Origin of the sequence: Dactylosporangium sp. NPDC051484 (assembly GCF_040689395.1) — a bacterium.
In the GTDB taxonomy this organism is placed as follows: domain Bacteria; phylum Actinomycetota; class Actinomycetes; order Mycobacteriales; family Micromonosporaceae; genus Dactylosporangium.
Window position 1 is genome coordinate 516,371 of the sequence record NZ_JBFAZX010000002.1, and the last position, 26,623, is coordinate 542,993.

Sequence of the window (26,623 nt, forward strand, 5' to 3'; positions counted from 1 at the left end):
GCTGGCGTCGACAATCATCCATGTTTCCATGAGACTCTCAGCGTGGAGTCCGAGTTCGCCTTCGCGGGGGCGCGGCCGGGCACCGGGCCGGCCACCTGGGGACAGAGCGCGATCTGGGACGTGGTGCGACGGCTGGGTGACGACGCGGCGCGGTACAACGTCTCCGGCGGTATGCCGCTGGATCCTCCGCTGCCCCTGGACCGGCTCGCCGCCGTGGTCCGCGCACTGCTGCTGCGCCACGACTCGCTGCGCACCGTCCTCGCGCCCGACGGCGAGCGGCTCGCCCAGGTCGTGCACGCCGCCGGCGCGGTGCCGGTGCACGCGCGCGAGTGCGAGCCGGCGGACGTGACCGAGACCGCCTACGCGCTGTACCACGAACTGCAGGCGATCCCGTTCGACACCGAGCGCGAGCTGCCGGTCCGTGTCGGCGTGGTCGTCGCGGACGGCCGGGCCGGATACGTCATCCTGTCGCTGTCGCACACCGCCTCCGACGGCTGGGGCCTGCGCAACCTGCTCGCCGACTGCGCCGCGCTCGTCGCCGGCCGCGAGCCGCCCGGTGACGAGCGGCAGCAGCCCCTGGAGGAGGCGGCGTACCAGGCCTCGGACCGCGGCCGCCGCCGCGACGCGGCCGCGCGCCGGGCCTGGGTCGACAAGCTACGCCGCGGCCCGGCGAGCCAGTTCCCGGACCGGGCCGGCCGCCCCGCCGCGACCGCGTTCCCCAACGCGGTACTCAACTCCCCCGCCCTCGCCCTCGCGCTGGACCGGGTCGCGACCGGCCTGGCCGTGAACCAGGGCGCGGTGCTGCTCGCCGCCGCGGCGGCCGCGGCCGGCCGGCTCGGCGGCGCGCCCGACGCGGTCTTCCAGATCGTGGTGAACAACCGCTTCCTGCCCGGCATGGCGGGCGCGGTCAACACCATCGCCCAGGAGGGCCTGCTGTACCTGCCCGGCACCGCCGGCGACTTCGCCGCCCTGGTCCGCCGGACGTTCGGCGCCGCACTCTCCGCGCAGCGCCACGCGTACTACGACAAGCTCGCCCTGGACCGCGACATCGCCGACCTGCGCGCCGCGTGCGACCACTCGTGCTTCGTCAACGACACGCGCGGCCTGATACCGATCCTCGGCTACGCCAAGCCGCCGGCGGAGCCGCTCCACCACGCCCGCACGCGTACCACGCTGACGTGGCCGCTGGAGCACGCCCCGCGCCACAACACGACGTTCGCCCTCGACGCTCAGGACGCCCCGGGCAGCCTGGAACTGGCGATGACCGCCGACGCCGCGGTGCTGCCCCGCCCCGACATGGAGCGCTTCCTCTTCGGCATCGAGGACCTCGTCGTCACCCAGGCCCTCGCCCTGGATTGACGCGGGCCGGGGCCGCTGCCGGCGATCCTCGTCGTCCGGGACAACCTGGAGGTGCTCGGCCGCCGACCCCCTCGGCGTCAGTTGTGGGCGGCGGCCTGCGCCTGCGGTGACATCCCCGGCGCGACGTAGTAGCGCAGCCAGTTGTCCAGCAGCGTGCGCATCCGGGCGCGGATCTCGCGGTCGGCCCAGTCCAGGGTCTCGAGGAACGCCGCGTAGTTGGCCTCGGACGGACCGAGGTGGCCCTCGGCGATCAGCTGGGGCCGGCGCACTCGGGCCAGGGCGGCGGCGATACCCGAGGTGAGTTCCGGGTGAACCTGCAGCGTGCGGGCCGTCGCGCCGATCGCCAGGGACTCGTTGCGGTAGACCTCGCCGTGGGCCAGCTCGGTCACCGGGCCGAAGGGCGAGACGGCCGGCGGGTCGTAGACGGCGTCGACGTGCGAGGTGAAGACGTCGAACGCGTCCGGCAGGCCGTGGAAGAGCGGGTCGCGGCGCCCGGCCGGGGTGAGGGTGAGCCGCTCGATGCCGAACCGGCGGCCGTGGTGGCCGACCTTGCACACCGCCCCCACGGTCTCCGCCTTCGCCTGGTGCGACCAGCAGATGTGCAGCTCGGGCACGCCGCGGCGCTGGGCCTCGATCAGGAACTGCTTCACCCGGCGGATCCAGGGCAGTTCCTCGTAGGAGGAGTGGCCGGAGCCGCCGCCGATGATGCCGTGCGCCTCGATAGTGTCGGGCAGCGCCTCGCCGTCGGCCACGTTCACCGCGTGGATCTGGTCCGGGTGCAGGCGGGTCACCTCGGCGATCCAGTCCCGGTACGACGTCAGGCCCATCTCCCGCAACGGCCCCTGCTCCTGGGTGTTGAGGAACAGGATGCGGCAGCGCTGCCGCACGTGCGGTGCGCGCCCGAGGCCGCCGAGGCGGGCGGCGTGGTCTTCGAGGGTGTTGACGCGCCCGATCGTCTCATCGCCCGTCATGCTGCCAAGCGCTCCAAAGGGAAGGCCGGTAGGGACCCGGCCGATTGTGCTGCATCGCGCGGCCCCGGTCCCGCCCTTCCCACAAATGACTTGGTAACAGATCGATATATATCGATCACGTCGCGCACTCATGCGCCGGCTCGTACCGCATCACCACCGCCCCCGAGTCGAACTCCAGCCGGCTTACGAGCTTCAAATCGACATGCTTCGACAGCCCGGTGAACAACGCCGGCCCGTGATGGAGTACCGAAGGGGCCGCACTTCGCGAGCGTACCGCCGATGGGGTCGACCGCCGGTCCGGCAATGTCACGTGCCTTGGGCCGGGAGGTCGCGCAGCGTGCGGGCCTCGGTGGCGAGCAGGGGCAGGGGGGCGATGACGTAGAGGACGGCGAGCGCCCACATGGCAGACCGGACTCCGAGCGCCGAGGCCAGGAGGCCGGCGGTTGCCGCGCCGAGCGGGATGGTGCCGAACACGAAGATCCGCGATGCCGCGGTGACCCGGCCGAGCAGGTGCGCGGGAACGAAGTTGCCGCGGAACGTCATGGTCATCACGTTCGACATCGTGGCTCCGGCCAGAGCGATGAAGGAGCCCGCCGCGAACAGTGACAGGCGCCAGCCGTGGCCGCCGAACGGCAGCAGCAGCACGAACGGGGCGGCCGCGACGTTCGCCACCAGATAGGTGCGGGCGCTGCCGAAGCGCCGGGACGCACGCGAGGCGAGTGCGGCGCCGAGGATGGCGCCGAGGCTGCCCACGCTGATCACCAGGCCCATGGTTCCCGGCGCGGTGCCTTCGGTACGCACCAGAAAGACGACGCGTAGTGCTGTGATGCCCAGCATCGCGAAGTTGGTCACCGCCGCCACCACCAACATGGCCTGCAGCAGGCGTCCGCGCATGATGAAACCGATGCCCTCGGCGATCTGGCGCAGCATGCCCGGGCGATCGCCCGCGGATGGGCACGGCTCCGGCTCGGGCCGTAGGCCGAGCAGGCAGGCCGCCGACACCAGGAAGGTGAGGGCGTCGATGAGGATTCCGCTGACCGCGCCGGCCGCCTGGGCGACCAGCCCGCCGAGGCCCGGTCCGACGACCAGGGCGAGCGATGCGCTGGTCTGCAGCTTGGCGTTGCCTTCCATGAGGTCTTCCGCGCCGACGAGGTGGGGCAGGAACGCGTTGAACGCGACGTTGGCGAAGACACCGGCGACCCCGGCGAGCAGCGCGGCCACCACCAGCATGGTCATGGTCAATACGCCGGTCCAGGCCGCGACCGGGATCACGACGAGCACCACGGCCGAGGCGATGTCGGCGATCAGGAGTGTGCGCCGACGCGGCCATCGGTCGACCCAGACACCGGCCGGCAGCCCGATCAGCAGCCACGGCAACCAGGTGGCGGCGGTGAGTAAGGCGACCATGGCCGGACCGGCATGCAGGGTCGAGAGGGCCACCAACGGAAGCGCCACCGTCGTCATCGCGGAGCCGACCGCGCTGGTGGACTGCCCGATCCACAGCAGGGCGAAGTTCCGCGTCCGCAGCAGCCCGCCCACCGGTCTGTGCCGTGGTGCGGGTTCGCGTTCGTCCGCGGCCACCGCATCTCCGCTCATGCGGATCGTCCTTTCGAAGGTCGCGCGAACGCCGGATCTGACCTCACGGACTGGACGGCCGTTGCCTCAGACCGTCGCTCCTGCGGGCAGAATCACACGACGGGACAGGAACGTCGATCGATTTAGCGGCTGACCGTCTCGTCGGGCGCCTGGTCAGCTGACGCTCGCGGTACCGTTGCGGCGTGGATCGCTGCGAGGAGTGCGACTTCGTCTATGCGAGCCTGGGCGCCGGTGACGTGCCCGAGCGGCTCGGCGGGTTCGCCGCGCGCTACGCCGAGGCCCTCGGCGCCGTGCCCGACGTGCGGCGGCGGCCGGCCCCGGACGTGTGGTCGGCGCTGGAGTACACCTGCCACTTTCGCGACGTGCTGCGCGTGCAGGCCGAGCGGCTCGACCTGGCGCTGCGCGCGGACGCCCCCGAGTTCGCGCCGATGGGCCGCGAAGAGCTGGTGGTGAGCGCCGCGTACAACGCCCAGGACCCGGCCGTGGTGCTCGGGACGCTCGGCACGAACGCCGCGTTGCTCTCCGGCGCGTTCGGCGCGCTCGGCCCGCGGGAGCTGGACCGGGTCGGCCGCTACCCGTGGCCGGAGCCGGTCGAGCGGACCATGCTGTGGCTCGGCCGGCACACCGTCCACGAGGGCGAGCACCACCTCATGGACATCCGCCGCCTGACCTGAGCGCTCAACCGTGGACCGCGTCGAGGGCGGCCAGGTCGCCCGCGGTGAGCCGCAGCGCGCCGGCGGCGACGTTGCCGGCAGACCTCGGCGCGGGCGCGGCCGAGCCGGTCAGCACTCGATGACCGTCACCGCCGGCCCCGCCGCCGTCGCGGCGAGCGCGCGCCGGGTCAGCGCTGGACGCGGGCGCCGGCCCCGGCGACCAGTGCCTCGACCTCCTGCAGGCTGGCCATCGACGTGTCGCCCGGCGTGGTCATGGCGAGCGCGCCGTGCGCCGCGCCGTACTCCACCGCGGTCTTGAGCTCGCCGAAGGTCATCAGGCCGTAGATCAGCCCGGAGGCGAAGCTGTCGCCGCCGCCGACCCGGTCGAGGATCTCCAGGCCGGGGCGGTGCGTCGCCTCGGCGAAGTCCCCGTCGGCCCAGGCGATGGCGCCCCAGTCGTTGACCGTCGCCGTGCGCACGCCGCGCAGGGTGGTCGCGACGACCTGGAAGTTCGGATACGCCTCGACCGCCGCCGAGATCATCGTGCGGAAGTTGGCGGCGTCCAGCGCCCCGGCGTGGATGTCCGTGTCCGGCACTTCGAGGCCGAGGCAGGCGGTGAAGTCCTCCTCGTTGCCGATCATCACGTCGACGTAGCCGGCGAGGCGGCGGTTGACCTCCCGGGCGCGCTCCTGGCCGCCGATCGCCTTCCACAGGCTGGGCCGGTAGTTGAGGTCGTAGGAGATCACGGTGCCGTGCCGGCGGGCCGCGCTCAGGCAGGCCTCGATCGTGTCGGGGGTGGTCTGCGACAGCGCCGCGTAGATGCCGCCGGTGTGCAGCCAGCGCACGCCGAGCTCGCCGAAGAGGTGCTCCCAGTCCACGTCGGCGGCGCGCAGCTGACCGGCGGCGGTGTGGCCGCGGTCGGAGACGCCGACGGCGCCGCGCACGCCGAAGCCGCGCTCGGTGAAGTTGAGGCCGTTGCGGACCGTGCGGCCGATCCCGTCGTACTTCACCCATCGCACGAACGTCGTGTCGACCCCGCCCTGCAGGATCAGGTCCTCCAGCAGCCGGCCGACGTCGTTGTCCGCGAACGCGCTGACGAGCCCGGTGCGCAGGCCGAAGCAGCGGCGCAGCCCGCGGGCGACGTTGTACTCCCCGCCGCCCTCCCACGCGCGGAACTGCCGCGCGGCGCGGATCCGCCCCTCGCCCGGGTCGAGCCGCAGCATGACCTCCCCGAGCGAGACCAGATCGTAGCGGCACTCGGCCGCCGGACGGACGGTGATCATGCGAGCTTCTCCAATGCGGTCCTGGTGCGGCTGGTGACGGCGTCCCAGTCGCGAGCGGCGAGCAGGTCGGGCGCGACCATCCAGGTGCCGCCGACCGCCAGGACCGAGGGCACGGCCAGGTAGTCGGCGACGTTGCCGGCGTTGACGCCGCCGGTGGGGATGAACCGCACCGAGCGGAAGGGGGCGGACAGGGCCTTCACCATCGGTACGCCACCGAGCTGCTCGGCGGGGAAGAACTTCACGGTGTCCAGGCCGGCGTCCAGGGCCTGCATGATCTCGCTGGGCGAGGCGACGCCGGGAAACACCGGCACGCCGTGCTCGGCGCAGCGCCGCACGACGGCGGCGCTGAAGCCCGGGCTGACGACGAACCGGGCGCCGGCGTCGACGGCCTGGTCGACCTGCGCGGCGGTGAGCACGGTGCCCGCGCCCACGAGCATGCCGGGCCGCTCGGCCATGCGCCGGATGGCGTCGACCGCGGCGGCGGTGCGAAACGTCACCTCGGCGCAGTGCAGCCCGCCCTCCACGAGGGCGTCGGCGAGCCGCCCGGCGACGGCGGCCTCCTCGAGCACGACCACCGGAACGACCTTCCCGGCGGCGATGACTTCGACAACGGCGGGTTGTTCAGTATGATGAACGACGGTCACATATGTGACCCTAGTGCATGGGAGCCGCGTGACCAACCTCGTCAAGTCCGCCGACCGGACGCTCGACATCCTCGAGACCCTCGCCGTCGCCGGCCCGTCGACCCTCTCCGAGCTGACCCGGCTGCTCGACATCCCGAAGAGCAGCCTGCACGGCATCCTGCGCACGATGGCCGCGCGCGGCTGGATCGAGGCCGAGGAGACCCGCTTCCGCCTGGGCCTGCGCGCGCTGCAGATCGGCGCGGCATACCTGGACGCCGACGACACGGTGAGCCTGCTCGCCGGCATCCTGGACGACCTGGCCGCACGCTTCGGCGAGACGACGCACCTGGGCCGCCTGGACGGCGCCGACATCACGTATGTGGCCAAGCGCGAGTCGGTGCACCCGCTGCGGCTGTACTCCGCGATCGGCCGCCGCCTGCCGGCCCACGCGACGGCCCTGGGCAAGGCCCTGCTGGCGGCCCGCCCCGACGCCGAGGTCGACGCCCTGCTCCCCGACCCGCTGCCGGCACTGACGCCTCACACGATCACCGACCGCGCCGCGCTGCGGGCCGAGCTGGCTGCGATCCGCGAGCGCGGCTACGCGGTGGACCGGGAGGAGAACACCGAGGGCATCGTGTGCGTGGCCCGGACGGTCCCGACGCGCGACCCGGCCGTGGACGCGATCAGCCTGTCGATCCCGCGCACGCGGGTGACCGACACGACGATCGACGAGGTGGCCGCGGCCCTGTCCGACGCCGTCGCGAAGGCCGCGAGCGCACGCCGCTTCCTGTAGCGCCCGGCTCACGGCCCTCGGTTTTGCCGATCTGCCGGTTTCTCGGTGATGGCGGTTGGTCCGACTGTGCCTGCCAACGCCGACTTCGTAGAGATCAAACGGGTGCTGGCGGAGGGCGAGTCGAACGGCTGGTGGAACTTCGAGGTGGGATGCGCCACTGAGCGGTGGTGGCGCTCGTAGGCTGGACCATGCAGGAGAGCTGCCATGCCGACCTGCTCGTAAATTAGGGGTCGTATGCGATCAGGGATCGCATGACGGGGTTTGCCGGTGTGCCAGTTGTGCCGGATCGCGGCGGTCATGGCCAGGATGCGCTGCAGGATTCGGACGGCGACGCCGGCGGCGGTCCGGCCGCCATGGTGTTCGAGGTCGAGCTGGCCTTTGAGGGTCTGGTTGACGGACTCGATGTTCTGCCGCACGGCGCGGAGCAGTGGCCGGCCGGAGCGTGGCGTTTCGCAGTTCGCCTTGATCACGGAGTGTTCGTGTACCAGGGGGTGCACAAGCGCTCCGTGATCAAGGTGTCCGTCGGCGGGTGGAGCGCCGGACCGCGCAGCCCGGCCGGGTGCACCGCCGCGGTCGGCCGCTCCAGCCGCCCGCTCGCAGCGCCCGGGCGACCTGCGCCGCCGTGGAGCACGGCGCGGCCACGTCCGTCCAGCCGTACCGAAGCGTCCGGTACCCCTCCGCCGCCGACTCGTTGTCGCGCAGCCTGTCACGGCGGCGATGCTCCGCGGGGTGGTACGCGTGGCCGTCGGGTTCGACGACGGTGTCGAACGCCGCGTACTCGACGTCCCGGAAGCTCACGCCGGCACCGGCGCGCCTGGCCTGCCGCCTGCCGCGCGGCAGGGGCGTGTCCGCGCTCAACGTCGCGCGGGTATCGCCGTTCCAGCACGGAGTGCGCCCCGGGTGGCGGTGTCGTGGAGCACTGCGGCGAGCAGCGGTCGCCGCCGTATCTGTTTGCGCCGGGCCATGGCCTCTGCGAGCCGCCGCGGGGTGGTGAGCCGGCGTGCGCATGCCGTGGTGATCCAGCCGACCGCGGTCTCGATGTCACCGGCCAGGTCCGTCAGGTCCAGCACGGTGTCCTCGATGCGGGTCCGGCGTAGTACCGGCCCCGGCATCGTTGCGGCGGCGACCCGGCCGGACCGGTGTCGCGGGCCAGGGCGCGAATCGCGCGTAGCAGCAACGGCAGAGCCGATCGGAGGCGTTTGTCGTAGCCGGATCGTCCGGGCAGGTGGCAGGGCACGTACCGCAGCCCGCGCGCCTCAGACCGTACGCCGAGCAGGACCCGGGCCACGGGCCAGGGTGAGCAATGCAGCGTCGGACAGCCTGGGTGGACGCCCGGGCCTGCGGGCCTTGCCCAACCGTCAGTCGTCACAAACTGATCTTCAACACCCATACCCGCCGCCCCGAACGACTTCGGACTTACTCGCCGAGGCGTCCGACTCGCGGCCCCTATCCGGCGCCGGCCGCCGCCCGGTCAGCCGGCCAGCAGGGCCGAGACCTGGGGCGAGAACGTCGAGTGCAGCACCAGCGTCGCCCCGCCCACCACCGCCGCGTCGTCGCCCAGCGGGGACAGCGCCACGTCCACCCGCCGGATCCGCCGCGCGATGGCCCGCTCCCCCAGCGCCCGCAACACCGCCTGCCGGAACTGCGACTCCACGTGCCGGATCCCGTGCCCGCCCAGGATGATCAGCTCGACGTCGACGATGTTCACCACGTTCACGGCCACCGTCGCGAGGTGCTCCGCGGCCCGCCCGATCACTCCCGAGGCGAGTTCGTCGCCCGCCGCGGCGGCCCGGCACAGCGCCCCGTGGTCCACAGTGGACGGATCTTTTCGGAAGGCCCTCGTGAGAGCGCTCTCAGTGCCGGCGGCCAGCCGACGGTGCGCGTCGGCGACGAGCGCGGCGGGGTTGATGTAGCCCTCAAGGCAGCCCCGATTGCCGCAGTAGCAGGGAGGACCACTCTGCGTAACCGACGTGTGCCCGAACTCGGCGGCGTTCATCGACCCGCCGTGGTGGACCTGGTGGCCGAGCACCAGGCCGCCGCCGACGCCGGTGCCGAGGAAGAAGTACGCGAAGTTGGCCACCCCGCGACCCGCGCCCGCCCAGCGCTCGCCGATCGCCGCCGCCGTGGCGTCGTTGTCCAGCGTGACCGGCAGGCCGGTGGCGTCGGCGACCATCTGCTTGAGCGGCACCCGCGTCCAGTCCGACAGCTGCGGCGGCGAGATGACCTCGCCGAGCGACTGGTCGATCGGTCCGGGGGTGGCCAGGCCCACACCCAGCACCTGGTCCCGGCCGACGCCCGCCTGAGCGAGAACCTCCTCGACCAGCCCGGCCATCGCCGCCGTGGCCCCGGCCGGGTCGATACTGGGGGGTGTCGGCCGGCGCTTCGTGACCAGCGGCCGGCCCAGCAGGTCGACCACCACGCAGGCCAGCTCGACCGGGTCGAAGTGCAGGCCCACGGCCCGCCCGGCGTCGGCGTTGATGCGCAGCACGGTACGCGGTTTGCCGCCGCTGGACGAGCGGGCGCCGTCCTCGCGCACGATGCCTTCGTCGATCAGCCGGCGCACGATGCCGGAGACCGTCTGCGGGGTCAGCCCGGTGAGTTCCGCGATCTCCACACGGCTCGTCCCGTCGGCGAGCTGGATCTGGTCCAGCACCACCGCACGGTTGTATTGCCCCACTTTGGGCAAATTTGTCCCGACCTGCCGCACCCGGCCTCCCACCTACGGTCCGTTACCTACATGATGCCTCCCGGCGTTGACTTAGTAAAGCAATTGGATTTAGAGTTCGAAACGAACACCTAACACCCCGGGCACGTGAGAGCGCTTCCCCGGGCCTTCGGCGACCGCCCAGGCGCTAGATCATTGCCAGATTGTTACCGAGAAGCGACGGGATGAGACTGGGCAGGATCGCCACACTGGAATAAGTTGGTCGTCACAACAAACTGGCTGACGGCAAGGCTCCCCCGGAGGCAACGTGATGTCGGTGACAAGGCGGCTCGCTTCATGAGCACCGCACCGATCCTGCTTGAGATGCGGTCGATCACCAAGGAGTTTCCGGGCGTCAAGGCGCTCAGCGACGTCAACCTGGTGGTCCGCGAGGGCGAGATCCACGCGATCTGCGGCGAGAACGGCGCAGGCAAGTCGACGCTGATGAAGGTCCTCAGCGGCGTCTACCCATACGGGTCGTACAGTGGCCAGATCTTCTACCGTGGCACGGAGAGCCGCTTCGGCGACATCCGGGCCAGCGAGAAGGCCGGCATCGTGATCATCCACCAGGAGCTCGCCCTGGTGCCGCACATGTCCATCACCGAGAACCTCTTCATGGGCAACGAGCCGAGGCGCAACGGTGCCTATGACTGGAAGGGCGCCAACCGCACGGCCAACGAGCTGCTCGCGAAGGTCGGCCTGCGTGACGACCCCGACACCCTGATCAAGGACATCGGCGTCGGTAAGCAGCAGCTGGTGGAGATCGCCAAGGCGTTCGCCAAGGACGTGAAGCTGCTCATCCTCGACGAGCCGACCGCCGCGCTCAATGAGAACGACTCCAAGCATCTGCTCGAACTGCTGCGCGAGTTCAAGCGGCAGGGCATCACGTCGATCATGATCTCGCACAAGCTCAACGAGATCGAGGCGATCGCCGACTCGATCACGATCCTGCGCGACGGCAAGACGGTGGAGACCCTCGAGGTCGGCGCCGAGGGCGTCAACGAGGACCGGATCGTGCGCGGCATGGTCGGCCGCGACCTGGAGAGCCGCTTCCCCGACCACACCCCGCACATCGGCGAGGTCTTCTTCGAGGTGCGCGACTGGACGGTCCGCCACCCGATCTCGGCGGAGCGCCTGGTCTGCAAGAACTCGAGCTTCAACGTCCGCCGGGGCGAGATCGTCGGCTTCGCCGGCCTGATGGGCGCCGGGCGCACCGAGCTGGCGATGAGCCTCTTCGGCCGCTCCTACGGCGTGTGGCAGTCCGGCCAGATCTTCAAGGACGGCCAGGAGATCCAGCTCAAGTCGGTCGCGGACGCCATCAAGCACGGTCTGGCGTATGTCAGCGAGGACCGCAAGTCGATCGGGCTCAACCTGCTCGACGACATCAAAACCTCGATGGTGGCCGCCAAGCTGTCGAAGATCACCCGGCGCGGTGTCATCGACAAGGTCGCCGAGCACAAGGTCGCCGAGGAATACCGGCAGATGCTGCGGGTGAAGGCGCCGACCGTCGACGAGGGCGTCAACAAGCTCTCCGGCGGCAACCAGCAGAAGGTCGTCCTGGCCAAGTGGATGTTCACCGACCCTGACCTGCTGATCCTCGATGAGCCGACGCGCGGCATCGACGTCGGCGCGAAGTACGAGATCTACGGCATCATCCAGCGGCTCGCCGACCAGGGTAAGGGCGTCATCGTCATCTCCTCGGAGCTGCCCGAGCTGCTGGGCCTGTGCGATCGCATCTACACGGTGTTCGAAGGCAACATCACCGGTGAGGTCCCGCGCGCGGAGGCCAACCCGGAACTCCTCATGAAGCAGATGACCTCTACGAAGAAGATGCTGACGCGATGAGCCGAATCAAAGACTTGCAGAAGAACCTCTTTGGGGGCACCACCTCCAACGCCCGCCAGTTCAGCATGATCTTCACGCTCGTGGCGATCATCATCTTCTTCCAAGTGTGGACCGACGGGCTGACGCTCAATTCGACCAACCTGATCGCCCTGACCCAGCAGTACGCCTACATCTCAGTGCTGTCGATCGGCATGCTGATGGTCATCGTGGCCGGCCACATCGACCTCTCCGTCGGTTCGGTCGCCGCGTTCACGGGCATCATCGTCGCCAAGACGATGCGGGATTGGGACCTCCCCTGGGAGGTCGGCATCCTGGTCGGCCTGGTCGTCGGCGCGATCATCGGTGCCTGGCAGGGCTTCTGGGTCGCCTACATCGGGGTCCCGGCGTTCATCGTCACCCTGGCGGGCATGCTGCTCTTCCGAGGCGGCAACCAGTTCATCGGCGACGCCGAGACCATCCCGGTGCCCGAGGGCTTCAAGAACATCGGCGCGGGCTACCTCAGCGAGTGGGGCCCGAACACCGGCTACAACAACTCCACGTTGCTGCTCGGAGTGGTCGCCTGTCTCGCCGTGATCTGGCGTGAGCTGCGGGCCCGCAAGACCCGCCGCGACATGGGCGCGGAGCCGGCCCCGGTCTGGATCGCCGCGCTGCGCCTGGTCATCATGCTCGCCGTCATCGTCTTCGCCACGCTGCGCTTCGCCGGTGGCCGCGTCGGCACCAGCTTCCCGATCTCGGGCTGCATCCTGGCCGTGCTGGTCATCCTGTACTCCTTCTACACCCGCAACACCGCGGGTGGCCGGCACATCTACGCGGTCGGCGGCAACGCCCGCGCCGCGGAGCTCTCCGGTGTGAAGCTGCGGCGGGTCAACTTCCTCGTCATGATGAACATGTCGATCCTGGCCGCACTGGCCGGCATGATCTTCGTGGCCCGCTCCGGCGCCTCCGGCCCGCAGGACGGCCTGAGCTGGGAGCTCGACGCGATCGCGGCCGTGTTCGTCGGTGGCGCCGCGGTCTCCGGCGGCATCGGCACGGTGTCCGGCGCCATCGTCGGTGGCCTGGTCATGGCCGTGCTCAACAACGGCCTGCAGCTCAAGGGCATCGGCACCGACACCCAGCAGATCGTCAAGGGCTTCTTCCTCCTCGCCGCCGTCGCGCTGGACGTCTACAACAAGAGCCAGGGTCGCTTCTCGATCATCGGATCGATAACGAGGCCCTTCCGCCGGCAGGAACCCACCCCGCCGGACGCAGGAAACCAAGCCGGACAGGAATCGATCAAGACCCCGGTCGCCGGCTGATCCACCCCGCCGCTACCGCGGCAGACGCCCCCTTATTCCCCGTAACATCCTGAAAGAAAGGGCTTTCCCAGCCATGCGCAAGTTCCTCACCCGGAGCCTCGCGGTCAGCGCTGTCGCGCTGGTGGCGCTGAGCACCGCCGCGTGCGGTGGCAGCGACCGCGACGCCTCCAGCAACCCGTCGGCCGGCGCGCCCGCCAAGGGCTTCGCCAAGGACGCGCTCATCGGCGTCGCCCTGCCGTCGAAGACCTCGGAGAACTGGGTCCTCGCCGGTGACCTGTTCACCAACGGCCTCAAGGACGCCGGGTTCAAGTCCGACGTGCAGTACGCCGGCGCCTCGACCACGGTCGCGGACCAGCAGGCGCAGATCTCGTCCATGATCACCAAGGGCGCGAAGGTCATCGTCATCGGCGCGACCGACGCCGCGCAGCTGGGCACCCAGGTCAAGCAGGCCAAGGACGCCGGCGCGGTGGTCATCGCCTACGACCGGCTCATCACCGGTACCAAGGACCTCGACTACTACGTCGCGTTCGACAACTTCAAGGTCGGCCAGCTGCAGGGCCAGGCCCTGCTGGACGGCCTGAAGGCCAAGAAGCCGACCGGCCCGTGGACCATCGAGCTGTTCTCCGGCTCGCCGGACGACAACAACGCCGGCGTCTTCTTCAAGGGCGCGCTGGACGTGCTCCAGCCGGCCATCGACAAGGGCGACATCATCGTCGGCTCGGGCCAGAAGGACGTCAAGCAGACCGCGATCCAGGGCTGGAAGGCCGAGGGCGCGCAGCAGCGCATGGACGCCCTGCTGACCTCGACCTACAGCGGCGGCAAGACGCTGGACGGCGTGCTGTCCCCGAACGACACCCTGGCCCGCGCGATCATCACCTCGGTGAAGGCCGCCGGCAAGCCGGTCCCGGTCGTCACCGGCCAGGACTCCGAGGTTGAGTCGGTCAAGTCGATCGTGGCCGGCGAGCAGTACTCGACCATCAACAAGGACACCCGCAAGCTGGTGGCCGAGACCATCAAGATGGTGCAGGCGCTGCAGGCCGGCAACGAGCCGGAGATCAACGACACCAAGTCGTACGACAACCAGGCCAAGATCGTCCCGTCGTACCTGCTGGCTCCGGCCATCGTGACCAAGGCGAACGCGGCCGAGGCCTACGCCAACGACCCGAAGCTCGCCCCGCTCACCAAGTAACACACCGGCACCGACGTCGTGGGTCCCCGGAGCTGCTTTCCGGGGGCCCACGATCGTTTCGAGGCGAAGGGACCGCGCGTGTCCACCAGCCCGCAGGAGTCCGTACGCAGGCAGAACCTGGGGGCCCTGCTGCGCTATGTCCACGTCCGCGGCGCGACGTCCCGCGCCGAGCTGACCAGCCAGCTCGGCCTCAACCGCAGTACCATCGGCGCCCTGACGGCCGATCTGGCCACCGCGGGCCTCATCGACGAGGGTGTACCGCAGGAGACGGGCCGCGCCGGCCGACCCTCCATCGTCGTGCGCCCCCGGTCGTCGCGCGTCTACGGATACGCGCTGAGCATCGAGCTCGACCGCCTCCGCGCCGCACGCGTCGGCCTCGGCGGCAAGGTCCTCGACGGCCGCGCCGCCCTCCGCCCGCCCGGCACCGACGCCGGCCCGACCGTCGCCGGCCTGGCCGCCCTCATCGCCGACATGCGGCGCACCGCCCCCGCCGACGGCGTGTTCGTCGGCTACGGCGTCGCCGTCTCCGGTTCCGTGCGCCACCACCTCGGCTGGGCGGACGAAACGATCGAACCGGCGCTCGCCGCCGCGCTCGACGATCACCGCCTGGACCCGCGCCCGGGCGGTCGCCGCCCGCCGATCCTGGGCGGCATCGCCGACCTGGCCGCCCTCGCCGAGCACACCCGCGGCGCCGCGGCCGGCGTCGCCAACGTCATCTACCTGCACGGCGACGCCGGCATCAGCGCGGGCATCATCGCCGGCGGCCGGCGCATCACCGGCTACGGCAGCCACAGCGGCCAGGTCGGCCACATGGTCGTCAACCCGGCCGGCCGGCTGTGCGGCTGCGGCTCGCGCGGCTGCTGGGAGACCGAGATCGGCGAGCGGGCGCTGCTGCACCTCGCCGGCCGCACCGTACCAACTGCCGGCGCCGCCGTCACTGGCGCCGTGAGCGCCGCCCGCGAGGGCGACCCGGACGCCCTCGCCGCGGTCGTACACGCCGCCGACTGGCTCGGCTTCGGCGTGGCCAACCTGGTCAACATCTTCAACCCCACGGTCGTGGTCTTCGGCGGCACGCTGCGGGAGTTGTACCTCACCGGCGCCGACCACGTGCGCCAGCGCCTCTCCGCCATGGCCCTGCCGGCGTGCCGGGACCACGTCGGCCTGCGCACCCCGCAGCTCGGCGACGACGCCCCGCTGGTCGGCGCGGCCGAGCTGGCGTTCGAGGCCCTGCTGTCCGACCCTCTCTCGCGGTAGCCGGACGCCGCTCTACGCGGTCGCGACCACGACCGACCTGCTCGAGCTGCCCGTGACCGGGTGGACAGGTGCCCGCCGAGCCGCTATCCTTCGGGCCACATGTGAATATTCGCCGTTTATGCCGGGCGGGAGAGTGCCGACGTCGCTGACGCCGGCCGCCGTAGGAGCAACTTCTCCCCAGAATCTCTCAGGCCCAAGTTACCGCTCGGACAGGCGACTCTGGAAAGTCGGGAGCTTCCCGCGCCGAAGGTGTAAACCGTCCCAGCCGGCGGTGAGGCTCTCAGGCAAAGATGACAGAGCGGGGAGGCAGACCTGTCCCAGACCTCGGTCTGGGTCGAGAGGAGCCTCCCGTCGTGCCCTGCAACATCGACAAGATCTTGATGAGCGTCACGGACGGCCGACGCTCAGCCGAGGAACAGCCATGGCGTTGAGCGCCTTCGACCTGTACTCGGTCGGCATCGGTCCGTCCAGCTCGCACACGGTCGGACCCATGCGCGCGGCGAAGATCTTCGCCGACACGCTGGTCCGCGATCAGCGCACGCCCCTCGTGCACCGCGTGCGGGCCGATCTGTACGGATCGCTCGCCGCGACCGGTCGCGGGCACGGAACGCCGAAGGCCGTCATCCTCGGCCTGGAAGGCGATGACCCGGCAACCGTCGACATCGATCACATCGACGAGCGCGTGGAGACCATCACCAGGCGGCACACGCTGACCCTGCCCGGCGGCCACGTCATCGCCTTCGAGCCCGACCGCGACATCACCCTGCACCGCAGGCGGACGCTACCCGCCCACCCCAACGGCATGTCCTTCACCGCCTACGCGGATGACGGCACGATCCTCGACCAGCGAACGTTCTACTCGATCGGCGGAGGCTTCGTCGTCGACGCCGCCGCGGACGGCACGATCGCCCTGGTGCCGGACGACACCGTCGTGCGCTACCCGTTCACCACGGCCGCCGAGTTGCTCGCCCACTGCCATGAGACCGGCCTGCCGATTTCGGAGATCATGCTCGCCAACGAGCGTGCGTGGCGAACGACGGAGCAGATCCGGGCCGGATTGCTGTCCCTCTGGCAGGCCATGGCCGAGTGCGTCGAGCGCGGCTGTCACCGCAGCGGAGTGCTGCCCGGAGGCCTGAAGGTGCCGCGCCGCGCACCCGGCCTCTTCACCAAACTCTCGACGGGCCACGATTCGACCGACCCGCTGCGTGCCGTCGACTGGATCAACCTCTACGCGCTGGCCGTCAACGAGGAGAACGCCGCGGGCGGCCGCATCGTCACCGCGCCGACCAATGGCGCCGCGGGCATCATCCCCGCGGTGCTGCACTACTACGTACGTTTCGTGGCCGGCGCAAGCGACGACGGCATCGTGCGGTTCCTGCTCACGGCCGCCGCCATCGGCATCATCATCAAGGAGAATGCCTCCATCTCCGGCGCCGAGGTCGGCTGCCAGGGCGAGGTCGGGTCCGCCTGCGCGATGGCGGCCGCCGGGCTGTGCGAGGTGACCGGTGGCAGCCCGGAGCAGGTCGAGAACGCCGCGGAGGTCGGCATCGAACACAACCTCGGCCTCACCTGCGACCCGATCGGCGGCCTCGTGCAGATCCCCTGCATCGAACGCAACGCGATCGCCTCCGTCAAAGCGGTCAATGCCGCCCGCCTCGCCCTGCACGGCACCGGGAACCACAGCGTCAGCCTGGACAAGGCGGTCAAGACCATGCGGCAGACCGGGTACGACATGCACACCAAGTACAAGGAGACCTCCCGTGGTGGCCTGGCCGTCAACATCGTCGAATGCTGAGCACACCGTCGACGGCCGCGGCCGCAGCGTCATGACGGGCGGCCGCCCGCGGAGCGCGGCCTGACCGTTCGCTCACCCCTGACAACTCAACATCACGCTGTTCGAACCGGGGCGGGAGAGCCCTCGCCCATCCATGGCGAGGCGCCGAAGGAGCAACACTCCCCAGAATCTCTCAGGCCCAGCGACCGCTCCGGTGAGGCGACTCTGGAAAGCCAGGACGTCACGTCCTGCACCCAAGGTGCAAACCACCCGACCGGTGGTGAACCTCTCAGGTACCGATGACAGAGCGGGGAGGTCACCCGTCCACGGCGCCGCGTCACGGTGCCCCCAGCAGGGAGCCTCCCTCAATGACCTCTCCCATACCCGCCGCTCACGGCGAGTTCGCCGCCCGGCACATCGGCATCAGCGATGCGGACCGGGCCAAGATGCTGGCGGAAGTCGGCTACCGGAGCCTGGCCGAGCTCATCGACGCCGCCGTCCCGAGCGGCATCCGCAGCACCGGCGACCTGAACCTGCCGGCGGCGGCCACCGAGGCCGAGGCACGTGCCGAACTGCTGGAGTTCGCGAGCCGGAACACCGTGGCCGTCCCCATGATCGGCCTGGGCTACCACCCGGCCATCACGCCCGCGGTGATCCGGCGCAACGTGCTGGAGGACCCGGCGTGGTACACCGCCTACACGCCGTACCAGCCGGAGATCAGCCAGGGCCGGCTCGAGGCACTGCTCAACTTCCAGACCATGATCGGCGACCTCACCGGACTGCCGACCGCCAACGCGTCGCTGCTCGACGAGGGTACGGCGGTCGCCGAGGCCGTCACGGTCATGCGCCGTGTCGCGGCCAAGAAGGGCTCCGCCCGCGTCCTGGTCGACCGGGACACCTTGCCGCAGACCCTCGACGTCCTGCGCACCCGTGCCGCCGCCGTCGGTATCGAGGTCGTGGACATCGACCCCGGCGAAGCGCTGCCGGACGACGACTTCTTCGGCGTGGTGCTGTCCTACCCCGGCTGCTCGGGCGCGGTCCGCGACCTTCGGGAGGTGACCGCCGCGGCACAGGCGCGCGGGGCATTGGTCACCGTGACCGCCGACCTGCTGGCGCTCACCCTGCTCACGCCGCCGGGAGAACAGGGCGCCGACATCGTCGTCGGATCGTCCCAGCGCTTCGGCGTGCCCCTGTTCTACGGCGGGCCGCACGCGGGCTACATCGCGGTCCGCGCCGGGCTCGAACGTCACCTGCCCGGCCGGCTCGTGGGCGTGTCCGTGGACGACGCCGGCCGGCCCGCGTACCGCCTCGCCCTGCAGACCCGCGAGCAGCACATCCGGCGCGACAAGGCGACCAGCAACATCTGCACGGCGCAGGTGCTGCTCGCCGTGGTCGCGTCGATGTACGCCGTCTACCACGGCCCCGACGGCCTGACCGAGATCGCCCGGCGGACGCACCGGCACGCCGCCCTCATCGCCGCCGGCCTGCGGGCCGGCGGAGTCACGGTGGTACACCCCGAGTTCTTCGACACCCTGCTGGTGCGCGTCCCCGGCCGCGCCGAGGAGGTCGTCGCGGCCGCACACGGCGAGGGCCTGCGGCTGCGGCAGGTGGATGGCGACCACGTCGGTGTCTCCTGCTCCGAGGTCACCACGCGGGAGCACGTCCGCCTCGTGCTCAAGGCCTTCGGCTGTGCCGGTGACGCCCCGGACGAACCGGCGGCGCACACCTCGGCGGCGCTTCCGCCGGCACTGCGCCGGACCTCCCCCTTCCTCACCCACCCGGTCTTTCACCAGCACCGATCCGAAACCGCGATGCTGCGCTACCTGCGCCGGCTCTCGGACCGTGACTTCGCGCTGGACCGCGGCATGATCCCGCTCGGGTCCTGCACCATGAAGCTCAACGCGACCACCGAGATGGAGCCCGTCAGCTGGCCCGCCTTCGCGGACCTGCACCCGTTCGCACCGGCTGCGGACGCGGCCGGGTACGTGGCCCTGGTCGAGCAGGTCGAGGCGTGGCTGGCCGAGGTCACCGGTTACGCGAAGGTCTCCATCCAGCCCAACGCCGGATCGCAGGGCGAACTCGCGGGCCTGCTGGCGATCCGCGCCTATCACCACGGCAACGGCCAGGCCGACCGCGATGTGTGCCTGATCCCGGCCAGCGCGCACGGCACCAACGCGGCCTCCGCCGTCATGGCCGGGATGCGCGTCGTCGTGGTGGCGTCCCTGCCCGACGGCACGGTCGACCTCGACGACCTCGAAGCCAAGTGCGCGCAGCACTTCGCCAGCCTGGCCGCGATCATGGTCACCTACCCCTCGACGCACGGCGTCTACGAGGAGAGCATCACCCGGCTGTGCGAGCTGGTGCACGAGCACGGCGGCCAGGTCTACATCGACGGCGCCAACCTCAACGCGCTGCTCGGGGTCGCCAAGCCGGGCGAGTTCGGCGGCGACGTGTCGCACCTCAACCTGCACAAGACGTTCTGCATCCCGCACGGCGGCGGCGGGCCGGGCGTCGGGCCGGTCGCGGTGGCCGAACACCTGATCCCGTATCTGCCCACCCACCCGCTGCACCCCGACGCCGGGCGCCGCGCGGGGATCGGCGCGGTGAGCGCCGCACCGTTCGGCAGCGCCGGCATCCTGCCGATCCCGTGGGCGTACATCCGGATGATGGGCGCGGACGGGCTGACCGAGGCCACCCGCACCGCGGTGCTGAGCGCCAACTACGTGGCCCGCCGGCTCGCACCGTACTTCCCGGTCCTGTACGCGGGGGCGGCGGGCCTGGTCGCGCACGAGTGCATCCTCGACGTCCGCCCGATCACCGCCGCCACGGGCGTGACGGTCGACGACATCGCCAAGCGGCTCATCGACTACGGCTTCCACGCGCCGACGATGAGCTTCCCGGTCGCCGGAACGCTGATGATCGAGCCGACGGAAAGCGAGGACCTCGGGGAGCTGAACCGCTTCTGCGCGGCGATGATCGCGATCCGCGCTGAGATCGACCGGGTGGCCGAGGGCGTCTGGAGCCTGCAGGACAGCCCGCTGCGGCGGGCGCCGCACACCGCGGCCGCGATCACCGGCGAGTGGACCCGTGCCTACTCGCGCGAGCTGGCCGTCTTCCCCGCCGGCGTCACCCCCGACAAGTACTGGCCGCCGGTCGGCCGGATCGACCAGGCGCACGGCGACCGGAATCTGGTCTGCACGTGCCCGCCCATCGAGTCGTACGAGTCGTGACCCGAGCGGTCACGAGCTGAGAGGTATTCCCATGTCGAAACAGACACCCTTGCACGACATTCATGCCGAACTCGGCGCGTCGTTCACCGACTTCGCCGGGTGGTCCATGCCGTTGCGCTACACGTCCGAGCTGGCCGAGCACCACGCCGTGCGGACCAGTGCCGGGATCTTCGATCTCACCCACATGGGCGAGATCGAGCTGTCCGGTCCAGAGGCGGGCCGGGCTCTCGACCACGCCCTGGTCGGCCAGCCGTCGAAGATCGCCGTCGGCCGCGCCCGCTACTCCATGCTGGTCCACGAGACCGGCGGCGTGCTCGACGACCTCGTCGTCTACCGTCTGGCCGAGGACAGGTACCTCATCGTCGCCAACGCCAGCAACGCGGTGATCGTGTTCTCCTGCCTGCGTGACCGGATCGACGGCTACGCCGCCACGATCCGGGACGCTTCCGACGAGTGGGCGCTGCTGGCGGTCCAGGGCCCCAACTCCGCCGCGATCATCGGCGAACTCGCCGATGTCGACGTCCCCTCGCTGAAGTACTACTCGGTCGACCCGGCGCGGCTGGCGGAGCGCGACGTGCTCCTCGCGCGCACCGGCTACACCGGCGAGGACGGCTTCGAGGTCTACTGCCGCCCGCAGGACGCCGCTGCCCTCTGGCGGGCGATCAGCGCGGCAGGCGCCCGGCACGCGCTGGTCCCGTGCGGCCTGGCCTGCCGTGACACGTTGCGCCTCGAGGCCGGCATGCCGTTGTACGGCCAGGAGCTCACCGTTCGCACCACGCCGTTCGAGGCGGGACTGGGCCGGGTCGTGGCGTTCGGAAAGCCGGGCGGGTTCGTCGGCGAGGCGGCCCTGGCCGCCCGGCGCGACGAGGGCCCGGCCCGCGTCCTGGTCGGCCTGACCTCCACCGGGCGACGAGCTCCGCGCACCGGCTATGCCGTGCTCGACCCGGACACCGGCGAACGCATCGGCGAGATCACCTCGGGCGCCCTGTCCCCCACCCTCGGCCACCCCGTGGCGATGGCCTACCTGCCGCCGGACCGGAACGAGCCCGGCACCGAGGTGCTCGTCGACATCCGGGGCAGCAAGCAGCAAGCCACGGTCGTCCAGCTGCCCTTCTACCGCCGCCAGGCCTGACCCAACTTCGAGAAGAGAAGAGAACACATCGTGAGCCTGCCCGCAGACCTTCAGTACACCCGCGACCACGAGTGGCTCGCGACCGACGGCGACCTGTCGACCGTCGGCATCACCACCTATGCCGCCGACGCGCTCGGCGACGTCGTCTACCTCAGCGTGCCCGCCGTCGGCGACACGATCAAGGCCGGCGAGCCCTGCGGAGAGATCGAGTCGACCAAGTCCGTCAGCGACCTGGTCGCCCCCGCGGACGGCGAGGTCGTCGAGATCAACGACGCCGCGGTCGCCGACCCCGCCGTGATCAACTCCGACCCGTTCGGAGCCGGCTGGTTGTTCCGGATGCGGATCACCGGCACGCCGGATCTGCTCGACGCGACCGCCTACGCGGCACTCACCGGAGAAGCCTGACCACGGCCGTGCTGGATCGCCGGCCCGCCGCCGCCACCACCGGGAAGGCGGAGCCGGCCGATCCTTGCCGAGCTGAGCAGCGGCCGGCCGGTCGCCCGGCTCACCGAGCCGGGTGAGGCGGTGCGCCCGGCCGGCAACGCCGCCCTCGCCGCGCGGGCGCGGCCGGGCTTGTCGTGGTAGCCGGGTTCAGACACCGGCCAGCGCCGCCCGCGCTTCCGCCAGCCAGTGCGGCGCGCCCCACCGGGTGGCGACCTCGACGGCGAGCCGGTAGTGCTCGGCCGCCTCCCCGGCCCGGCCCAGCAGGGCGTACAGCTCCCCGAGCGTCAGCGCGACCGGGCGCATGACGATGGAGGTGCTCGACACTGCGGCCAGCTGGTCGCGCACCGGCCGCAGCGCGTCGAGCACCGCCGGGGCCAGGTCCGCGCGGCCGAGCGCGCACACCGCCAGCGCGCGGACGGTGTAGAAGCCGATCTCGAAGTAGTCGGGCCGGATCGGGTACGTGCCGATGGGCACCGCCGCCGCCTCGCGCAGGCGCCCGGCCGTGGCCAGCGCCAGCGCGTGGGCGTCGGCGGCGCGCGGGCCCAGCCGCTCGAGCATCACCCGGGTCGGCTCGACGAGCTCGGCCATGCGCCCCTGACTGATCATCAGCGTCGCGGTCGCCAGGAAGTGGAACCCGTCGGCGTGGAATGAGCCCGTCCGCCGCAGCTGGTCCCAGACCTCGTCGTAGTGGCCCTGCGCCGCGGCGAAGTCGCCCGCCACGTGGGCCAGCACGCCGTGCGCGGCCGCGTTGATCGCCAGGGGCTCGGCCAGCCGGTACGTCCGCGCGATCGCGCGCTGCCGGGCGATCGACTGGGACAGCTCCTGCGGGCGGTTGCCCGCCGCCGCGCAGTTGCCGAGCACCTGCTCGGCCACCCAGAGGTACGAGACCAGGCCGTGCTCCTGCGCGACCTCGCGCAGCTCGGCGCCGAGCACCGCGCGGCTCTCGACGTCCCGGTCGTAGCGCATGGTGCGCAGGCGCGCGGCCAGCCCGAGCGCCAGCAGCGCCGGGTCGCCGAGGCCGCGGGCCAGCTCGAGCGCATCCCGGCCGGCAAGCTCGCCGCGCGGATCGGCGTCGCCGTCGAGCTCGCTGGTCAGCGCGTCGAGCAACCGGCAGCGGTCCGCGGCGGCGAGGTCGCCGCGGCGCAGCAGCCGGGTGAGCAGGTCGACGATCCGGTCGTCGCGGATTTCGTACTCCCGGATCTGCCACGGCGTCGCGACGGTCCACGCGGTGAACGCCGCGACGAGCAGCTCCTCCCGCCCGGACGCGACGGCGACGTCCACGGCCCGGGCGCGGGTGGCCCGGGCGGCGGCGACCGCGCCCGCGGACGCCTGGGCGCGCAGCAGGCGCCCGAGCAGGTTCACGAGCAGGGCGTCGCGGTCGCCGGGCACCGCGTCCGCGGTCGCGAGGGCGCCCTCGAGCAGCTCGGCCGCGGCGTCATACGCGTAGCGCCGCTCGGCCAGCTCGGCGGCCCGGATCGCGTACTCGACGGCGAGCCCGGCGGTGTCCGAGGACGCGGCGCGCGCGTAGTGGTAGGCCAGGGCCGGGTAGTCGTCGGGCCGGCGGCGGCGGGTGCACGCGGCCACGCGAGCGTGCATCCTCGTGCGGCGCAGGTGGGAGAGGTCCGTGTACATCGTGTCGCGCACCAGCCCGTGCACGAACCGCACCCGCCCGGGCGCCGGCTCGGTCAGCAGCCCCGCGATGAGCCCCGCCTCGAGCGCGTCGAGCACCGCGCCCTCGTCGGCGTCGGCCGCCTCGACCAGCGTCTCGACGTCGGCCTCCCGCCCGACGACGGCCGCCAGCCGCAGCACCGCGACCGCGGGCTGCGGCAGCCGGGACAGCCGCCGGCGCAGCACGTCGCGCACCCCCTCGGGCACGTCGGAGGTGGCGACCAGGGCGCCCTCGGAGGCGAGCAGCCGCGCGGACTCGCGCACATAGAACGGGTTGCCGCCGGTCCGCTCGGCCAGCGCGGCCACGGTCGCCGGGTCGACGCTGGTGCTCGCGAACGTCTCGACGAGCCACGCCACGTCCGCGGCGGCCAGCCCGTCCAGGTGCACCCGCACCGGCGAGCGGCGGGCCAGTTCGGCCATCGCCCCGGCAAGCCGCTCCCGGTTGTCGGCGGGGCGCAGCGCGGCGACGAGCAGCACCCGCGGCCCGCCGGCCTCGACCAGCTCGGCCACGCTGCCGAGCAGCATGAGCGTCTCGACGTCCGCGGCGTGCAGGTCGTCGAGCACGATCGCGACCGGCCGCTCGCCGCCCGCGGCCGCGCGCAGCCACGCGATCACCGCCCGATGCAGCCGGAACCGCCCGGCCGCGACGTCCTGCTCGCCGGGCCGCGCGGCGACCCCGGCGTCGTCGAGCAGCGGGGCGATGGCCGGGCGCAGCTCGCCGGGCGGGGCGTGCTCCTCGAGGCGGCGCAGCGCCTCGACCCAGGCCCAGGCGGGCGGTGCGCCCTCGACCTCGGGGCAGCGCCCAAGCAGGACGAGCCAGCCGTCGTCCTCGAGCTCGCGCCGGAAGCGACCGAGCAGGCTGGTCTTGCCGACCCCGGCCTCCCCGGTGAGCAGCACGATGCGGGGCCGCTCGACGGCGGCGACGCGCAGGGTGGCGAGCTCGTCGTCGCGCCCGACGAACAGCTCGGCCCCGGAGTCACCCGGTCGCGTCGCGCCGGCTTCCCTGTCCGCCTCTCCGCTCGACCCGGCGGTGTCCCGGCGGGCGTCCTCGCCCGCCGGGACCGCGGTGCCCGCGGCTCGGTGCGTGTTCCCGCCGATCGCGGCGGCCATGCGCGCGGCCCGGTCCGGTGCCTCCGTGCCGGACATATCCGGCAACATCGCCGGCTCAGGTGCCGCCGCTGTGGGTGGGCGTTGTTGCGGGAGGAGGTCCACGCGCTGGGCGAGGATCGCCGACTCCAGGTCGACCAGCGGGCGCCCCGGATCCAGGCCGAGCTCCTCGGCGAGCAGCGTGCGCGCCCGGCGCAGCGCCGCCAACGCGTCGGCCTGGCGCCCCATCGTCCACAACGCCAGGGCCAGCAGGCGCCAGCCCTCCTCGCGCAGCGGGTACTGGCGAGTCAGCGGCTCGGCCTCCGCTGCCGCCTCCGCCGCGCCGCCCGTGCGCAGGGTCACGTCCAGCAGGAGCTCGCGGGCGGCGAGGCGGAGCTCTTCCAGGCGTACCGCTTCCGGCTGGGCCCAGGACTCCCCCGCGAACTCCGCGTAGGCGTCGCCGCGCCACAGCTGCAGGCTCGCGTGAGCGAGCCGGCGGGCGCGGTGCGGGTCGGACGCCGCGGCCGCGCGGGCGTCGGCCAGCAGGCGCTCGAAGCTCCACGCGTCCACGGCTTCGGCGGGCAGCCGGATGGCGTACCCGGGTGCGGCGCTGACCAGCAGTCGCGCGGGGGCGCGGCGCTCACGGGATGGCTCGAGCAGGCGGCGCAGGTGGGAGACGTAGGCCTGCAGCGAGGCGATCGCCCGTGGTGGGGCCTCGCCGCGCCAGAGGTCCTCGATCAGGCGGTCCACGGAGACGACCTCGCCCCGGGCCGAGAGCAGCCGCGCGAGCACGGCGCGCTGGCGGGGCCCGCCGATGTCGATCGGCCCGCCGTGTGCGACCTCGACCTCGAACGGCCCGAGCACCCGGATCAGCATGACGCGCCATGGTATCCGCACCCAAGCCGGTTCCAAGACCACTACAAGACAGTCCGGCGACGGTTGGCCTGTCACCTTTCGAACGTGAGGAGCCACCCATATGACCACCACCGTCGAACGCCCCTGGGTCCAGGAGATGGTCGTCGTGCACCGCGTCTTCCGCCGGGAGTCGCGCAACCTGCCGCTCGCCGTCGCCGCCTGCCGCCCCGGCGACACCACGCGCGCCGCCTTCCTCGCCGAGATGGCCCGCGGCTACCTCACGGGTCTGCACGATCACCACACCAGCGAGGACGAGTTGCTGTGGCCCAAGCTGCTGGCCCGTGTCGACCTCGACGCCGACATGGTGCTGCGCATGGAGCAGCAGCACCGTGTCGTGGCCGAGGGACTCGACCGGGTCGAGTACGCCCTGGCCGCATGGGCGCGCACGGCCGGCGCGGCCGAACGCGACGCCCTGGCCGCCGAACTGCACCAGCACCGCGCGGGCCTGCTCGTCCACCTCGACGAGGAGGAACAGCACGTCCTGCCGCTGATCCACGAGCACATCACCGTCGAGGAGTGGAACGAGCTGAGCGAACACTCCCGCGCGAAGACCCCGAAGGACCAGCTGCTGTTCGTGCTCGGCGCGCTGCTGGAGGAGGCCACGCCGGACGAGACCGCGCGCTTCATGGCCCTGCTGCCGACCGCGGCCCGGCTGGCGCACAACCTGTTCGGCAAGCGGGCGTACGACAAGCGCATGCGCAAGGTCCGCACCGCCTAGATGATTGATGCCTTGAAGATTCAGTGGTCGTAGGCGATGAGGGACCGTTTGACTGGGGCGCCGATGGTCCAGTTGTGCCAGATCACGGCGG

The 26,623-nt window shown here is 71.8% G+C and carries 21 protein-coding genes and 3 riboswitches; of the genes, 12 read left to right on the plus strand and 9 right to left on the minus strand.

Annotation, left to right across the window (positions count from 1 at the left end; genetic code table 11):
- Nucleotides 1-42: 42 nt before the first annotated feature.
- A complete protein-coding gene (locus AB0367_RS06215; protein ID WP_366225091.1) occupies nt 43-1,359 on the plus strand; it encodes a condensation domain-containing protein in 1,317 nt (438 codons plus the stop codon).
- A 77-nt stretch (nt 1,360-1,436) separates the two neighbouring features.
- On the opposite strand, the gene AB0367_RS06220 is transcribed toward AB0367_RS06215, so the two are convergent.
- The gene (locus tag AB0367_RS06220; RefSeq protein ID WP_366225092.1) at nt 1,437-2,330 is read right to left on the minus strand and encodes a hypothetical protein; all 894 of its coding nucleotides are present in this window, start codon (nt 2,328-2,330) and stop codon (nt 1,437-1,439) included.
- Nucleotides 2,331-2,636: 306 nt separating this feature from the next.
- Nucleotides 2,637-3,926: an MFS transporter gene (locus tag AB0367_RS06225; protein ID WP_366225093.1), complete on the minus strand. Its 1,290-nt coding sequence runs from the start codon at nt 3,924-3,926 to the stop codon at nt 2,637-2,639.
- Nucleotides 3,927-4,108: 182 nt separating this feature from the next.
- Between AB0367_RS06225 and AB0367_RS06230 the strand changes: the two genes are divergently transcribed.
- Nucleotides 4,109-4,600, plus strand: coding sequence for a DinB family protein (locus AB0367_RS06230; RefSeq protein WP_366225094.1), 492 nt, complete (start codon nt 4,109-4,111; stop codon nt 4,598-4,600).
- A gap of 167 nt (nt 4,601-4,767) precedes the next feature.
- On the opposite strand, the gene AB0367_RS06235 is transcribed toward AB0367_RS06230, so the two are convergent.
- Nucleotides 4,768-5,862, minus strand: coding sequence for a sugar kinase (locus AB0367_RS06235; RefSeq protein ID WP_366225095.1), 1,095 nt, complete (start codon nt 5,860-5,862; stop codon nt 4,768-4,770).
- Nucleotides 5,859-6,506, minus strand: a complete 648-nt coding sequence (gene eda / locus AB0367_RS06240) for a bifunctional 4-hydroxy-2-oxoglutarate aldolase/2-dehydro-3-deoxy-phosphogluconate aldolase (protein WP_366225096.1) — start codon at nt 6,504-6,506, stop codon at nt 5,859-5,861. The genes AB0367_RS06235 and eda overlap by 4 nt, the downstream gene beginning before the upstream one ends.
- 28 nt (nt 6,507-6,534) lie before the next feature.
- Between eda and AB0367_RS06245 the strand changes: the two genes are divergently transcribed.
- Nucleotides 6,535-7,278 (plus strand): IclR family transcriptional regulator, encoded by a 744-nt coding sequence (locus AB0367_RS06245; RefSeq protein WP_366225097.1) that lies wholly within the window; start codon nt 6,535-6,537, stop codon nt 7,276-7,278.
- A gap of 8 nt (nt 7,279-7,286) precedes the next feature.
- On the opposite strand, the gene AB0367_RS06250 is transcribed toward AB0367_RS06245, so the two are convergent.
- The 4 genes from AB0367_RS06250 to AB0367_RS06265 form a co-directional block, all read right to left on the minus strand.
- Nucleotides 7,287-7,748, minus strand: a complete 462-nt coding sequence (locus AB0367_RS06250; protein WP_366225099.1) for a hypothetical protein — start codon at nt 7,746-7,748, stop codon at nt 7,287-7,289.
- 40 nt (nt 7,749-7,788) lie between these two features.
- Complete coding sequence (locus AB0367_RS06255; RefSeq protein WP_366225100.1) at nt 7,789-8,076, minus strand: hypothetical protein; 288 nt, start codon at nt 8,074-8,076, stop codon at nt 7,789-7,791.
- A gap of 56 nt (nt 8,077-8,132) precedes the next feature.
- Nucleotides 8,133-8,348 (minus strand): hypothetical protein, encoded by a 216-nt coding sequence (locus AB0367_RS06260; protein WP_366225101.1) that lies wholly within the window; start codon nt 8,346-8,348, stop codon nt 8,133-8,135.
- A 401-nt stretch (nt 8,349-8,749) separates the two neighbouring features.
- The gene (locus tag AB0367_RS06265) at nt 8,750-9,934 is read right to left on the minus strand and encodes an ROK family transcriptional regulator (RefSeq protein ID WP_366225102.1); all 1,185 of its coding nucleotides are present in this window, start codon (nt 9,932-9,934) and stop codon (nt 8,750-8,752) included.
- Between the two features lie 345 nt (nt 9,935-10,279).
- Between AB0367_RS06265 and mmsA the strand changes: the two genes are divergently transcribed.
- The 8 genes from mmsA (at nt 10,280) to gcvH (ending at nt 22,106) form a co-directional block, all read left to right on the plus strand.
- Nucleotides 10,280-11,827 carry a multiple monosaccharide ABC transporter ATP-binding protein gene (mmsA, locus tag AB0367_RS06270; RefSeq protein WP_366225103.1) on the plus strand — a complete coding sequence of 516 codons (1,548 nt, stop codon included), beginning with the start codon at nt 10,280-10,282 and terminating at the stop codon, nt 11,825-11,827.
- Nucleotides 11,824-13,122 carry a multiple monosaccharide ABC transporter permease gene (mmsB, locus tag AB0367_RS06275; RefSeq protein ID WP_366225105.1) on the plus strand — a complete coding sequence of 433 codons (1,299 nt, stop codon included), beginning with the start codon at nt 11,824-11,826 and terminating at the stop codon, nt 13,120-13,122. The genes mmsA and mmsB overlap by 4 nt, the downstream gene beginning before the upstream one ends.
- 73 nt (nt 13,123-13,195) lie before the next feature.
- Nucleotides 13,196-14,311, plus strand: coding sequence for a sugar-binding protein (locus tag AB0367_RS06280; RefSeq protein ID WP_366225106.1), 1,116 nt, complete (start codon nt 13,196-13,198; stop codon nt 14,309-14,311).
- Nucleotides 14,312-14,389: 78 nt separating this feature from the next.
- Nucleotides 14,390-15,565: an ROK family protein gene (locus tag AB0367_RS06285; protein WP_366225107.1), complete on the plus strand. Its 1,176-nt coding sequence runs from the start codon at nt 14,390-14,392 to the stop codon at nt 15,563-15,565.
- Between the two features lie 116 nt (nt 15,566-15,681).
- Nucleotides 15,682-15,779: riboswitch (glycine riboswitch) on the plus strand.
- Nucleotides 15,780-15,872: riboswitch (glycine riboswitch) on the plus strand. It abuts the riboswitch before it with no gap.
- A 114-nt stretch (nt 15,873-15,986) separates the two neighbouring features.
- Entirely contained in the window at nt 15,987-17,360 is a 1,374-nt protein-coding gene (locus tag AB0367_RS06290) for an L-serine ammonia-lyase (protein ID WP_366225108.1), read from the plus strand.
- 102 nt (nt 17,361-17,462) lie between these two features.
- A riboswitch (glycine riboswitch) is annotated at nt 17,463-17,558 on the plus strand.
- Nucleotides 17,559-17,707: 149 nt separating this feature from the next.
- Nucleotides 17,708-20,569 carry an aminomethyl-transferring glycine dehydrogenase gene (gene gcvP, locus AB0367_RS06295; protein ID WP_366225109.1) on the plus strand — a complete coding sequence of 954 codons (2,862 nt, stop codon included), beginning with the start codon at nt 17,708-17,710 and terminating at the stop codon, nt 20,567-20,569.
- A gap of 31 nt (nt 20,570-20,600) precedes the next feature.
- On the plus strand, nt 20,601-21,701 hold the full coding sequence (gene gcvT / locus AB0367_RS06300) for a glycine cleavage system aminomethyltransferase GcvT (RefSeq protein WP_366225110.1): 1,101 nt from the start codon (nt 20,601-20,603) through the stop codon (nt 21,699-21,701).
- Nucleotides 21,702-21,731: 30 nt separating this feature from the next.
- Nucleotides 21,732-22,106 carry a glycine cleavage system protein GcvH gene (gcvH, locus tag AB0367_RS06305; RefSeq protein WP_366225111.1) on the plus strand — a complete coding sequence of 125 codons (375 nt, stop codon included), beginning with the start codon at nt 21,732-21,734 and terminating at the stop codon, nt 22,104-22,106.
- A 186-nt stretch (nt 22,107-22,292) separates the two neighbouring features.
- Here the strand turns inward: gcvH and AB0367_RS06310 are convergent, their stop codons facing one another.
- Nucleotides 22,293-25,775, minus strand: a complete 3,483-nt coding sequence (locus AB0367_RS06310; RefSeq protein WP_366225112.1) for a BTAD domain-containing putative transcriptional regulator — start codon at nt 25,773-25,775, stop codon at nt 22,293-22,295.
- 100 nt (nt 25,776-25,875) lie between these two features.
- Between AB0367_RS06310 and AB0367_RS06315 the strand changes: the two genes are divergently transcribed.
- Nucleotides 25,876-26,532 (plus strand): hemerythrin domain-containing protein, encoded by a 657-nt coding sequence (locus AB0367_RS06315; protein ID WP_366225113.1) that lies wholly within the window; start codon nt 25,876-25,878, stop codon nt 26,530-26,532.
- Nucleotides 26,533-26,623 lie beyond the last annotated feature (91 nt).

Excerpts from the sequence above, each read along its gene's own strand:
- AB0367_RS06315 (WP_366225113.1), top strand. The coding sequence starts at position 25,876 with ATGACCACCACCGTCGAACGCCCCTGGGTCCAGGAGATGGTCGTCGTG.
- AB0367_RS06290 (WP_366225108.1), top strand. The coding sequence starts at position 15,987 with ATGGCGTTGAGCGCCTTCGACCTGTACTCGGTCGGCATCGGTCCGTCC.
- gcvT (WP_366225110.1), top strand. The coding sequence starts at position 20,601 with ATGTCGAAACAGACACCCTTGCACGACATTCATGCCGAACTCGGCGCG.
- mmsA (WP_366225103.1), top strand. The coding sequence starts at position 10,280 with ATGAGCACCGCACCGATCCTGCTTGAGATGCGGTCGATCACCAAGGAG.
- AB0367_RS06225 (WP_366225093.1), bottom strand. The coding sequence starts at position 3,926 with ATGAGCGGAGATGCGGTGGCCGCGGACGAACGCGAACCCGCACCACGG.
- AB0367_RS06310 (WP_366225112.1), bottom strand. The coding sequence starts at position 25,775 with ATGCTGATCCGGGTGCTCGGGCCGTTCGAGGTCGAGGTCGCACACGGC.
- AB0367_RS06220 (WP_366225092.1), bottom strand. The coding sequence starts at position 2,330 with ATGACGGGCGATGAGACGATCGGGCGCGTCAACACCCTCGAAGACCAC.
- AB0367_RS06280 (WP_366225106.1), top strand. The coding sequence starts at position 13,196 with ATGCGCAAGTTCCTCACCCGGAGCCTCGCGGTCAGCGCTGTCGCGCTG.
- mmsB (WP_366225105.1), top strand. The coding sequence starts at position 11,824 with ATGAGCCGAATCAAAGACTTGCAGAAGAACCTCTTTGGGGGCACCACC.
- gcvP (WP_366225109.1), top strand. The coding sequence starts at position 17,708 with ATGACCTCTCCCATACCCGCCGCTCACGGCGAGTTCGCCGCCCGGCAC.
- AB0367_RS06235 (WP_366225095.1), bottom strand. The coding sequence starts at position 5,862 with ATGATCACCGTCCGTCCGGCGGCCGAGTGCCGCTACGATCTGGTCTCG.